The 12,411-nt window shown below is 59.9% G+C and carries 11 protein-coding genes; 8 read left to right on the forward strand and 3 right to left on the reverse strand.

What is annotated here, in order from left to right:
* Together H928_RS27815 and H928_RS27820 are read left to right on the forward strand one after the other, a co-directional pair.
* Positions 1 to 1,614: peptide chain release factor 3 (locus H928_RS27815; protein ID WP_043340195.1), on the forward strand; the 1,614-nt coding region annotated here is incomplete at its 5' end.
* A gap of 570 nt (positions 1,615 to 2,184) precedes the next feature.
* Positions 2,185 to 4,293 (forward strand): hypothetical protein, encoded by a 2,109-nt coding sequence (locus tag H928_RS27820; protein ID WP_148293163.1) that lies wholly within the window; start codon positions 2,185 to 2,187, stop codon positions 4,291 to 4,293.
* A gap of 171 nt (positions 4,294 to 4,464) precedes the next feature.
* Here H928_RS27820 and H928_RS33405 read toward each other — a convergent pair whose 3' ends face one another.
* Positions 4,465 to 4,734, reverse strand: coding sequence for a hypothetical protein (locus tag H928_RS33405; RefSeq protein ID WP_239644971.1), 270 nt, complete (start codon positions 4,732 to 4,734; stop codon positions 4,465 to 4,467).
* Here H928_RS33405 and H928_RS0114105 point away from each other — a divergent pair.
* The 5 genes from H928_RS0114105 to H928_RS0114125 are packed head-to-tail and all read left to right on the forward strand — an operon-like array spanning position 4,684 to position 9,603.
* Positions 4,684 to 5,550, forward strand: coding sequence for an acyltransferase (locus H928_RS0114105; protein ID WP_027010948.1), 867 nt, complete (start codon positions 4,684 to 4,686; stop codon positions 5,548 to 5,550). The two genes, H928_RS33405 and H928_RS0114105, sit on opposite strands and share 51 nt — an antisense overlap.
* A 44-nt stretch (positions 5,551 to 5,594) precedes the next feature.
* Entirely contained in the window at positions 5,595 to 7,352 is a 1,758-nt protein-coding gene (locus H928_RS0114110) for a hypothetical protein (protein ID WP_148293164.1), read from the forward strand.
* Positions 7,353 to 7,375: 23 nt separating this feature from the next.
* Complete coding sequence (locus tag H928_RS0114115; protein WP_021027098.1) at positions 7,376 to 8,353, forward strand: glycosyltransferase family 2 protein; 978 nt, start codon at positions 7,376 to 7,378, stop codon at positions 8,351 to 8,353.
* A complete protein-coding gene (locus H928_RS0114120; protein WP_021027099.1) occupies positions 8,353 to 8,760 on the forward strand; it encodes a GtrA family protein in 408 nt (135 codons plus the stop codon). The genes H928_RS0114115 and H928_RS0114120 overlap by 1 nt, the downstream gene beginning before the upstream one ends.
* Positions 8,761 to 8,820: 60 nt before the next feature.
* Entirely contained in the window at positions 8,821 to 9,603 is a 783-nt protein-coding gene (locus H928_RS0114125; protein ID WP_021027100.1) for an HAD-IIB family hydrolase, read from the forward strand.
* A 107-nt stretch (positions 9,604 to 9,710) separates the two neighbouring features.
* On the opposite strand, the gene H928_RS0114130 is transcribed toward H928_RS0114125, so the two are convergent.
* Positions 9,711 to 10,142 (reverse strand): TonB family protein, encoded by a 432-nt coding sequence (locus H928_RS0114130; RefSeq protein ID WP_084635804.1) that lies wholly within the window; start codon positions 10,140 to 10,142, stop codon positions 9,711 to 9,713.
* A gap of 294 nt (positions 10,143 to 10,436) precedes the next feature.
* On the opposite strand from H928_RS0114130, the gene H928_RS0114135 reads away from it, so the two are divergent.
* A complete protein-coding gene (locus tag H928_RS0114135; RefSeq protein ID WP_021027102.1) occupies positions 10,437 to 11,879 on the forward strand; it encodes an NAD-dependent succinate-semialdehyde dehydrogenase in 1,443 nt (480 codons plus the stop codon).
* A 97-nt stretch (positions 11,880 to 11,976) separates the two neighbouring features.
* Here the strand turns inward: H928_RS0114135 and H928_RS33410 are convergent.
* On the reverse strand, positions 11,977 to 12,411 hold a 435-nt coding region (locus H928_RS33410), incomplete at its 5' end, for a lysylphosphatidylglycerol synthase domain-containing protein (RefSeq protein ID WP_021027103.1).

Consider the following 12,411-nt stretch of genomic DNA (forward strand, 5'->3'; position numbering starts at 1 on the left):
CCCGAAACCCAACGCCGCCGCACCTTTGCGATCATCTCCCACCCGGACGCGGGTAAAACCACCCTGACCGAAAAGCTGCTGCTGTTCTCCGGTGCGATCCAGATCGCGGGCGCGGTGAAAGGCCGCAAGGCTTCGCGCCACGCCACCTCGGACTGGATGGAGATTGAAAAGCAGCGCGGTATTTCGGTGGCCTCGTCGGTGATGCAGATGAGCTACCGCGACCATGTCATCAACCTGCTCGACACCCCCGGCCACAAGGACTTCTCGGAGGACACCTACCGGGTGCTGACCGCCGTGGACTCGGCGCTGATGGTGATTGATGCGGCCAACGGTGTGGAATCGCAGACCCGCCGCCTGATCGAGGTCTGCCGCCAGCGCGATACGCCCATCATCACCTTCGTCAACAAGATGGACCGCGAAGTGCGCGATCCGCTGGACATCATGGACGAGGTCGAGCGCGAGCTGGGCATGCCCTGCTGCCCCATCACCTGGCCTGTGGGCCAGGGCAAGAGCTTTGGCGGCATCATCAACCTGCTGACCCAAAGCATGACCGTGTTCGCGCCAGGCAGCGACCGCGGCCCCAAGGATTTTGAAGTCATCCCGCTGAGCGAGGCCGACAAGCTGCGCAGCCGTTTTGGCCAAGCCTTTGACGATGCGCTCGATTCGATGGAACTCGCCCAGGGCGCCTCTGCCGAATGGAACCATGCCGACTTCCTGGCCGGCAAGCTGACCCCGGTGTTCTTCGGCTCCGGTGTGAACAACTTCGGTGTGATGGAAGTGCTCGACGCGGTGGTGGACATGTCGCCGCCGCCCGGCCCCCGCATCGCCTATACCGAGGTCAACCGCAACCGCGAAGAGAAAACCATCCATCCGGAAGACAGCAGCTTCTCGGGCGTGGTGTTCAAGGTGCAGGCCAATATGGACAGCAACCACCGCGACCGCATCGCCTTTGTGCGTGTGGCCTCGGGCAAGTACACCCCCGGCATGAAGATGAAGGTGCAGCGCACCGCCAAGGAGCTGCGTCCCACCAGCGTGGTGACCTTCATGAGCCAGCGCCGCGAAGCGGTGGACGAGGCCTATGCCGGCGACATCATCGGCTTTACCACGCACGGCGGCGTGCAGCTGGGCGACACCATCACCGATGGCCCCAACCTGCAGTTCACCGGCCTGCCCTTCTTCGCGCCAGAAATGTTCATGACCGTGGTGCTGAAGAACCCGCTGCGCACCAAGCAGCTGCAGCAAGGCCTGATACAGCTGGGCGAAGAAGGCGCCATCCAGGTCTTCAAGCCCGATGCCGGCGGCAATATGCTGCTGGGCGCCGTGGGCCAGCTGCAGTTTGAAGTGGTGCAGCACCGCCTGAAGACCGAATATGACTGCGAAGTGCGCCTGGAAGGCTGCCAGTACACCGGCGCCCGCTGGATCACCGCCGACACCCCCGCCGAGCTGCGCGAGTTCGAACACGCCTACCCGCTGCGCCTGGCCCATGACGCGGCCAATACCCTGGCGTATCTGTGCACCAGCCCCTATGACGTGCGCCTGGCGCAGGAGCGTTTTCCGAAGATCCACTTCCATCCGCTGCGCGAGCATGCGGGGTTGGAATTGCAGACCTCTTGACGCATCAAGCCAGTAGCCTGGCAGACCTGTCTCCTCATTCCGGGCGTCTCCAGGAGAGGAGCATGGCGACTGCCACATGGACTGGCAGTGATCGATGCACAAGCGATTGCCGCAGATCAAAGCGAGTCTTTGCTGAATCTGGGGTGAATGCGACGAATATGCAACAGATAGCAGATCTTTGCCACCACATGGGCCCTTGTATGCAGCCATGGCCCATCGTGGCTTTTCCTTTGGCCGGGGGTAGCCCGTGCTGTCACCATTTTCTCCTGCAACGTGGGATGCATGGCTCTTCCTAATACGCCTGCAGGCTCCCCCCGGTGAGTCATTTTGTGACCAATGCAGCGATGTATTGGCATCTCGGCGTCACGGTGACCACTAGAATCTGGCAGCACAGTGGCTGCAGCATTCACTCAGAAATAGGGCTTTGACGCCCCGAGGACGCACACCGGACTGCCTCCGGCTGTGGTGTATCAGCCTGCCCTTTTGCAATATTTTTAATGATTACAGCTTGACCGCGCGATGCATCCGTATCGTTTGAGGCCGTGATTTTTCTGGGGGATTTTGATGCGAATGAGCAGCTGGCGTTGGGCTTGTTTGGGTTTATGGCTGGTAGCTGCCTTGGTGTACATCGGCAACACCTGGTCGCCGTCCTCTTATGCATTCACACTGAAGACGCACTACGGTTACCAGGATATTGAGCCCACACTCGGTAAGGCGAGATCCATCCGTGCGGATGAGTGGGCCGTGGTAACGCCGCTGACGCAAGCGACCGTGCGCAATCATTTCGAGCGCTATAACAAAACTTCGCTCTACCAAGAAGACTTGCGCATCAACTATGGCCTACCCATCGCAGACTGGGGCATGGCATTCAAGCCCACGATGTGGCTCTACGGGCTGGTGAACCCGGCGTATGCGTATTCATTCCACTGGTTTGCCATTTTTGCACTCTTCATCACCGGCTACGCCTTCCTCTTCAGACAATTTGGCGCCAGCAATACCACGGCTATGCTGCTGTCGTTTGGCCTATATTTCACTGGATTCAGCCAGTTTTGGTGGAATGAGAAAGGCCCGATCATTGCGATATTCCCATGGGTCATCATGCCTTTTTGGCTGAATTTACGCTTGCACTGGCAGCTCATCTGGTTTTATTACGCGGCAGTCTTCTGGCTGCTGACCAACTTCTACCCCCCCGTTCAAATTTCGCTCGCCTTTGTGGGTCTGGTGCTATTGGTCGCCGGCAAGCCCCGACTCTTTCAGCCTCGCACCCTTGTCTGGGTGGCCCTTGCCGCAGCCTTGGCCGCCGGCACGGCAGGGCTGTATCTCTATGACTATCTTTCTGCCACCAGTGCCACCATTTATCCTGGAAGCCGTCACTCCATGGGCGGAGGGGTCAGCGATCGCTTCATGCTCTCGTGGATCTTTCCGTCGGTCAATTTCAGCTGGGTGTACAACAGCCTGATTGGCCTCAACATGAGCGAGATCGGAACCGTGGGGATGTACTACTACGTCGCTGTGCTGTTCTTTCTCGATTACCGCAATATTGGTTTGCTGTGGAGGGATACCAGCAAGCGCAGAATGTTCCTTGTATTGCTTGCAGGGTTCATGGTGCAGTTTGTCTGGATGGTTCTGCCGATCCCTTCCGTATTTGGCAAAGTACTGCTCTGGGACCACGTGGAGCCAGCACGCATGCAGTATGCAAGCGGCGTGCTGTTGACGATCATCGTTTTGTACGCAGCCAATGTGCTGGGTTTGGCCTTATCGCTTGGCCGATTGCTTGCACTCAGCGCCTTCGTCGTCGCGGGCTGGTGGATCTTCAAGCATCCGCTAGGACCCAAGCGGGCCGAAGATCTGTTTTTTCTGTTTCCGCTGATCGTGCTGTACTTGCTTGCACGCAAGCGCAAAGTTCAGAGCCATGAAGCGTTGGCGCTGGCCTCCCTGGTGTTTGGAGCGGTTCTGTTTGGGCGCTTCAACCCTTTGCAGTCAGCCTGGCCCATCTTCAACCTCCAACCCAATGCAGTGGTCAAATACTTGCAAGAGCAAGAAAAGAAAAACGATGGCGTTCTGGTATTCCCGCACCTACATGCGGCAACAGCCAATGGCCTGGGGTTTCGCTCCCTCAGCCATACAAATGCCGTGCCACCGATGGCATTTTGGGACCAGCACTTTGCAGATATTCCAGCACAAGAGCGCAACCTGATCTTCAACCGCTACGCGCATGTGTCTCCAGATCTAATGCCCGGCCCACGCCTCCAGCAAACCGATGGCGTGCAGGTGCCCATGGACCGTTTTCTCAAGGTCGCCCATGCTGATGTGGTGACCCGCTTCCCCGAAGGCCTTCCGCAAGAAGGAGGCTTCGACCTCAATAAGCAATACCCCAACGCCTTGGTGCTGCATGGTTGGGCTGGCTGGACCAGTGACCCCGATGCGCATGGACTGGAGATCATGACTCGGCCACCCACCGAAGATGTGGTGGAGCTGACACCCATGGTTCGCTCTGACCTGCCGTTGAACACCCAACAGAGAATCTCAGCGCTCAATGGCTTTAAAGTCATGATCCCGCATGCAGATGCCTCGCCGCCTCATTGCATCACCCTGATATCGCTGGACAAACGCACGGGTGAACGAAAACTGCTCAACAATCCAGCCGGCTTGCCCATGTGTCAACCCGAAACTCCATGATTGCCAACACTGGCGCTGGCCTGAAAAGCGTGCTGCACCTTCCAGCGTTTTTCAGATTGTGATATTTCACTTGATAGAATGAGCCGCCAATACCGGCAGCGGTTCGGTCGCGCTGCACTGTTCATTCAGTTGGTATTTTTGCAAGAGCATCAGGCATCGCTGATGAAAATTTCAGATATGAAATATTTCAGATATTGAAATACAGGGATTCATGCAAGCAATAACAAACAGCAAAGAGACACACTTGGTCAACATGGATGCACTGCGTGCCATTGCGGTGATAGGCGTTGTGGCGCACCATACCAAAGCAGTACCGGATTCAGCATCCCCTTCATTGGTGATTATGGCGGTCTTCTGGGCGTAGAGCTTTTCTTCATCATCAGTGGATTCTTGATCTCGGAAAGCGCTTGCAGGAGCGACCTCAAAAAATATGTGATCCATCGCTTATTCAGAATCTTCCCGGCCTATTGGTTCACCTACCTGCTATTTGCAATACCTGCTGGTATCTACTTGAAATCCAACCAGGACTGGACTGCATTCTTTCTGAATATCGTCAACCTTCAACAGCTCTCGCCAAAAGCGTTGATTGCCTATGATGTGCTGCATGTCACCTGGACGTTGACCGTTGAACTGATCTGGTACGTTATTGCTCCCCTCTTCATACTTGGCAGAGCACGCTGGGCGCTGTGGTGGCTACTGGCCAGCGTCGTGATATCGACCTGCTGGAGCTACTTTGCCGCACAAGGCTATTTCAATGCCTGGTTCGCCGATGCTTTCGCATCACTGCAAAACCCGGCGGATCCGGGCCAGGTGGGAATCATCATCAACAATGCCTTTCCTGCACAAATGTTCTTTTTTATATTTGGCGGTTGCATTTATTTTTATAAGGACTTTTTCTTTCGGATCAGTGAAACCCTCATCAATGCGACCATCATTGCGCTCCTGCTTTTGATTGGGGTATACCAAGGAAAGCTCCCATCACCCATCTTCCTGACTGGCATTGGCCTTGGCGCCTTGTTGATCAAGGTGTTGAGAGCACCACCCACACAAGACAAGATTCTTCCACGCATCGGGAAAATCTCATATTCGATCTACCTCGTTCATTTCCCCATCATTATATTTTTTGCGCAAAAATTCAGCGGACCGCTGGGGAATATCTCTATCGCCTTGGGGTACTTGACAATATTCATCGTCTCCAATGTGATTTACGAATTGATCGAGAAGAAATTCATCGCCCTTGGCCGAAAGCTCTCCTGAGCCCCTTGCTATGCCCCCGAGACCTTGTGAGTAGCACCGCGCCCATGCAAACAGTTCAGTCCCCTGATTCCTCTACGACCTCCTTTGCTGAAAAATCTGGATGGTATTCACCCCTCTCTTACTGGGGGTGGATTGCAGTCGTCAGCGCGCTGTCCCTCTGGCTGCGTATGGCCTTTCCTATATTGGCCGTGGGCTGGGCTGCACATGATGACCTGCTGTTTGTACGTCTGGCCGCAGAAATCGGGATGGGCAATTGGTTGGGCAAATACAACGAGCTGACCCATGCCAAAGGCGTCGGCTACCCGCTGTTCCTGCTGCTCAACCATGCGACGGCATTGCCTTTGAAGTTCACGGAGCACGCGCTGTATCTGGCATCCGCCGCTTTCTTTGTGCATACGGTGGGTCAGATGACCCGCTCGCGGTTGCTTACGTTGGTGCTGTTTACAGTGATGGCCTTTCAGCCCACAGCCTGGTTGGAACAATCGGGCGGCCGGGTAATGCGCGAAGGTATCTATGTCTCGCAGACCCTGTTGCTGGTGACCTTGGGGCTGCGTTGCTGGGTAGCCGCAGCTGCAAAGGCTTTGCCGGGCGAGCAACTGCGTGTGCAATGGCGCTCTCTGCTGGCCATGGGTCTGGTCGGCGGCTGGTTCTGGCTGACGCGTGAGGAAGGCGTATGGTTGCTGCCCGCACTGTCATTGCTGCTGGCCTATTGGCTATGGACGCAGCACTCAGTGCTGCTGCGCCATTGGAAGCCTGCATTGGCGTTTGCTGCACTGCCCATTGTGGTGGCCACGGTCATGGTCGCGGCCGTCAACACCACCAATTACGCGGTATATGGGGTCTTTCGCAACAACGATTTTCGCTCGAACGACTTTCTGGCTGGCTATGGCGCACTCACGCGTATTCGCCACGACCATTGGCAGCGTTATGTCCCATTTCCCAAGGACGCCCGTGAGCGCGCCTATGCGATGAGTGAAGCCGCACATGAGCTGAAGCCTTATTTCGAGGGTGATGGTGGCGAGTTCTGGCGCCAAGGCGGCTGCGCGCAGACGCAGACCTCGCCCTGTCCAGAAATTCTCTCGGGCTGGTTCATGTGGGCGCTGCGCCGTGCGGTTGCTGCCAACGGGCACTATGAGACAGCCAGGGACGCAAGGGCGTTCTACCGCAGACTGGCCTCGGAAATCGATGCCGGCTGCCGCCAGCGTCCTGGAGACTGTCTTCCAGCCCGTGCCACCATGGTGCCACCATGGCACCAAGGCTACGCGCTCGATGCCATCAAGGCATCCGGCGAGGTCTTTTGGACGCTTGCCACGCTGGACCAGGCCCAGCTCAAGACTTATCACAGCATAGGCGAGCCCCTGCACCTGAGGCTGTTCGAAGTGGTGACCAATGGCCCAATCGCCCCCACGACCGACCCAGAGCCACTGGCGGTGGACCTGACATCGCCCCGTGACACGTTCCGGCTTCAGCTTGCACAAGGCATCGCCACCGCCATGAGCAAAGCGTCGGCGGTAGCACTGCCCTTGGCATTCGCGTTCTGGCTCCTATGGTCTGTGGCACTGTTGGCCAAAAGGCGCCTGCCTGATATGGCCTGGATGCTGGCAACATGCCTGGCAGCAGCGCTGGTCACCCGCGTGGCACTGCTCGGCTTTCTGGAAGCGACATCCATCCCCAGCAACTACATCCTCTACCTGTACCCTGCCGTGCCCCTTTCGCTTGCATTCCCGGTCATCGTGGCCTGGTGCATGGCCCAGCGTCTCAAGGGCCGTAAAAACAGCAGGCACAATGCGGCAACTGCCTGAATGATTGAGAAGAATACTGAAAAATGACTGCACAACAACCGGCCAATCTCTACCGCAACCAGCGCATCGCCGTCATCCTCCCCTGCCACAACGAAGAGTTGACGGTGCGCCCCGTGGTGGAAGGCTTTCGCCAGGCCTTGCCAGAAGCAGAGATCTACATCTTCAACAATCTCTCGACGGACCGCACCGCCGAGATCGCTGTTGAAGTGGGTGCGCATCTGCGCGATGTCCATCTCAAGGGCAAAGGCAATGTCGTGCGCCGCATGTTTGCCGATGTGGATGCCGATATCTATGTGATGGCCGATGGCGATGCAACCTACCATGCGCCGTCGGCACGCAAGCTCATCGACATGCTGATTGACGAGCAGTTGGACATGGTGGTGGGTGCACGCGTCGAAACGGAGCCTGAGCCCGGTGATACCGGCATCACCTACCGTCCCGGCCATCGCTGGGGGAACAAGCTGTTGACCGGCACGGTGCAGCAGATATTTGGCGGCAGCTTTCGCGACATGCTCTCGGGCTACCGGGTGTTTTCGCGCCGTTATGTCAAATCCTTCCCCGCACATTCGCAGGGCTTTGAAATCGAGACCGAGCTGAACGTCCATGCACTCGAGCTGCGCATGCCTTGCACCGAGGTCGATACGCCTTATGGCGCCCGGCCCGAGGGCTCGGCCAGCAAGCTGTCCACCTACCGCGACGGTTGGCGCATCCTCAAGACCATCGGCCGCCTGGTGGTCAGCGAAAAGCCTTTGCAGTTCTTTGGCTGGCTGGGTGCTGCACTGGCACTGGTCGCCATTGCACTGGCCATCCCCATCGTGATGGAGTACAGCCACACCGGCATGGTGCGGCGCTTCCCGACCTTGGGCTTGGTGTCCGCCATGGTGGTCTGCGGCGGGGTGTCCTTTGTCACCGGTCTGATCTTGCAAGCCATCACCTTGACGCGGCGCGAGATCAAGCAGATTGCTTATCTCGCTTCTGTGGCCAACACGCCGAGCAAGTGATGCAGTTCAAGATCAAGCGCTCGGTGCTCTGGTTCCTGATTGCCGGCTCACTTGCCTTTGTCGTTGACGTGGTCGTGTTGACCTTGCTGCGGGATGCCCTGGGCGTGTATGCCGCACGGGCCGTGTCGTTCTGGCTGGCGGCCACCACGACCTGGCTGATCAACCGCAATATCTCCTTTGCGGGACGCAGCGCCAACGGCAGCTTGCTGACCGAGTACCTGCGCTATCTGGGTCTAATGCTGGGCGGCGGTGCCGTCAACGTTGCCGTCTATTCGTTGCTGGCCTGGACCTTTCCCCAAGGCCCGCTATGGCTGATGCTGTATGTGGCTGCGGGCACCTTGGTCGCGATGACGGTGAATTACCTGAGCATGACCCGGTTGTTGTACCGCCAGCGCGCTGAAAACTGAGTTCTACTGACCCGGGCACTGGCCCCATTTTTACGCTGTCCTCTCGCTGTCCCCCTCTCTATGCTAGCTTTGACCCAATGGCAGCCGACTGCCCCCATCCTCGGCCTACTGACCGATATCGACGACACCCTGACAACAGAGGGCGCCGTCCCTGACAACGTGGTGCAGGCCATCGCTGCCCTCAAGGCCAAGGGTCTGGCCGTGATCCCCGTCACCGGCCGGCCGGTGGGCTGGAGCGAGCCTTTTGCCGCTGCCTGGCCGGTGGATGCCATCGTCGCCGAAAACGGTGCCGTCGCGCTGCGCCGCAATGCCAGCGGCGGGCTGGACAAGCTCTACCAGCAGGACGAGGCCACGCGCATGGCCAACTTTGCCAAGATGCAGGCGGTGCTCACGCAGATAGAGCAGACGGTGCCGGGCGCGCAGCGCGCTACCGATTCGGCCGGGCGCGAATGCGATATTGCCGTGGACCACAGCGAGTTCACGCAGATGCCGCAGGCCGATATCGACCGCTGTGTGGCGCTGATGCAGGCAGCCGGCATGAATGCCACCGTCAGCTCCATCCACATCAATGGCTGGTTTGGCGGGCACAACAAGCTCGAAGGCGCGCGCTGGATCGTCAAGACCTTGTTCGGGCGCGATCTCGACGCGGAAATCGGCCAGTGGTGCTATATCGGCGACTCCACCAACGACCAGCTGATGTTCCAGCACTTCGACAACAGCTTTGGCGTGGCCAATATCGCGCGCTTTGTGCCCCAACTGCAGCACCTGCCGCGCTATGTGACGCGTGGCGAGCGTGGCGCTGGCTTTATCGAGCTGGCCGAGCGCATCTGCGCGCTGAAGTAAACGATTGGGCGGCGAACTGATCGCCCCTGTCCACTGCAAAAACGCCCGCGGCACTTCAGGTGCAGCGGGCGTTTTGTCGTGCAGAACGCGCGAAAGCGTGGTCTGTCTCAGGGCTTGAAGTCGAACTGCTGCTGCAGGATGACCTTCATCGGCTGGTTGTTCTTCATCGCGGGGCGGTATTTCCACTGGCGCACCGCGCGCTCCACCTCGGTGGCCATATCGCGGGAGGTGGTGGTCAAGGTCTTCACATCGCTGACGGCGCCATCGGTGTTGACGACGAACTGCACGCGCACGCTGGCCGGCTGGGGCTGGGCACCTGCGGGGTAAGGGAAGCGGGGCGATGCACCGGTCAGCAGCTGGGGCGCCGAGTCGCAGGCATTGCCGGCGCAGCCAGCTGCTGCGGGGGCGGCATTGGCGGCAGGGGCCGTGGTCGCAGCAGCGCCAGCATCAGGCGTGGGAGCCGGCGCATTGGTAGCGCACCCTGCCAGCAATGCGGCAAGAACGGTGACAACGGCAGAACTGGTACGGATCAATGGCATGGTCTGAAGCTTCCAAAAGTCTCATGGTGGTGCGGCCCAGGCCAACCTGGCGTGCACAGGGCGCGGCGCAACAACGCTGCCCGCGCGGCAAACCCCATGTTTTACCACGGGCCTGCGGCTCTATTGTGGAGAAATCCGGTACATGCCCGCCCCAGCATGTCGAAATTGCCTTGCGCGACTACGCACACCGGCACGAACGGTTAGGATTTGCAGTTGTTCGCCCGCAGCCATTCATCGGCTGCCCGCGACGGCCCGACCACTGGATACCTCCAAGACACGCAAGGAAAAATGGCAATGACCGCTGCATATCCGGATACCCGACTGCTGATCAACAACGAATGGTGCGATGCCTCCGACGGCAAGACCATCGACGTGGTGAACCCTGCCACGGGCAAGCCCATCGGCAAGGTGGCCCACGCCACCAAGAAAGACATGGACCGTGCATTGGAAGCCGCCCAGGCGGGTTTCCTGGTCTGGCGTGCCACCCCCGCGATCGAGCGCGCCAACATCATGCGCCGTGCCGCTGGCCTGCTGCGTGAGCGTGCCGAGCAGATCGGCCGCCTGCTGACCCAGGAACAAGGCAAGCCCTTTGCCGAAGCCAAGGGCGAAGTGCTGGCCGGTGCCGGCATTATCGAATGGTTTGCCGATGAAGGCCTGCGCGTCTACGGCCGCATCGTGCCCGCCCGCGTGCCCAATGTGCAGCAGCTGGTGATCAAAGAGCCGGTCGGCCCCATCGCCGCGTTCACGCCTTGGAACTTCCCGGTCAACCAGGTGGTGCGCAAGCTGGGCGCTGCGCTGGGCACCGGCTGCTCCTTCCTGGTGAAGGCGCCGGAAGAAACCCCCGCCTCGCCTGCCGCGCTGCTGCAGTGCTTTGTGGACGCCGGCCTGCCCAAGGGCGTGCTGGGTCTGCTGTTTGGCTCGCCTTCCGAGATCTCCGAGTACCTGATCCCCCACCCGATCATCCGCAAGGTGACCTTCACCGGCTCGACCGTCGTGGGCAAGCAGCTGGCCGCATTGGCCGGCGCCCACATGAAGCGCGTGACCATGGAGCTGGGCGGCCACGCCCCGGTGATCGTCGCCGACGACGCCGATGTGGAACTGGCCGTCAAGGCCACGGCTGCTGCCAAGTTCCGCAATGCCGGCCAGGTCTGCATCTCGCCCACCCGCTTCCTGGTGCACCGCGATGTGAAGGACGCCTTTGTCAGCGCCTTCGTCAAGCACGCCGAGAGCCTGAAGCTGGGTGATGGCCTGACGGACGGCACCACCCTGGGGCCCCTGGCCAATGCCCGCCGCCTGACTGCCATGGCCCAGGTCGTCGAAGACGCCGCAGCCAAGGGCGCCAAGGTCGCCACCGGTGGCGCCCGCGTGGGCAGCGAAGGCAACTTCTTCGCGCCCACCATCCTGGCCGATGTGCCGATGAACGCCTCGGTGTTCAATGACGAGCCCTTTGGCCCGATCGCCGCGATCCGCACCTTCGAAAAGCTCGAAGACGCGATCAGCGAAGCCAACCGCCTGCCATTTGGCCTGGCTGCTTACGCCTACACCCGTTCGTACAAGAACGTGCAGCTGCTGTCGAACCAGATCGAAGCGGGCATGGTCTGGATCAACCAGGCGGCCACGCCAACGGCCGAGTTCCCCTTCGGCGGCGTAAAGGACTCCGGCTACGGCAGCGAAGGCGGCCCCGAAGCCATGGAGGCCTACCTGAACTCCAAGGCCGTGTCGATCACGGCGGTCTAACACCCGTCCCAGGGCCTGTGCGCAGGCCTTGCCCACAAAAAAAGCAAGTCTGCGGACTTGCTTTTTTCTTGGGCGCCACCCTCAGGCCGCGCAGGATTCAGGATGCTGCATCTGCCTCACGCTCGCGCTGGCTGGGCAGACCAAAGGCAATGGCACCCAGCGCGCCCTGGACCAGCGCATACACGCCATAGATCAGCCCCACGCCGACGGCCAAGGCCGCTGGCACACCAAAGGGCGCCAGCGCCGCCGCACTGGCCGCCTCACGCGTGCCCCAGCCGCCCACGCTGACCGGCAAGGCCGCCATCAAGAAAATGGGCGCCATCGCAAAGGCCCAGGCGGCCAGGCCCAGATGAATGCCCAGCGCCAGCCCACCCAGCGCCAGGGCTGCGGCGGACAACAGCTGCACCAGCGCCGATGAACCCGCCTGCACGAGCATCTGGCGGTTGAAGTCCGGCCGCGCAGCGGCCTGCAGCAAGGGCTGCAACCAGCCCGGCAGGCTGGCCGCCTGGCGCCGGCCCAGCCACCACAGCAG

The organism is Comamonas sp. B-9, assembly GCF_000410635.1.
Classification (GTDB): domain Bacteria; phylum Pseudomonadota; class Gammaproteobacteria; order Burkholderiales; family Burkholderiaceae_C; genus Comamonas.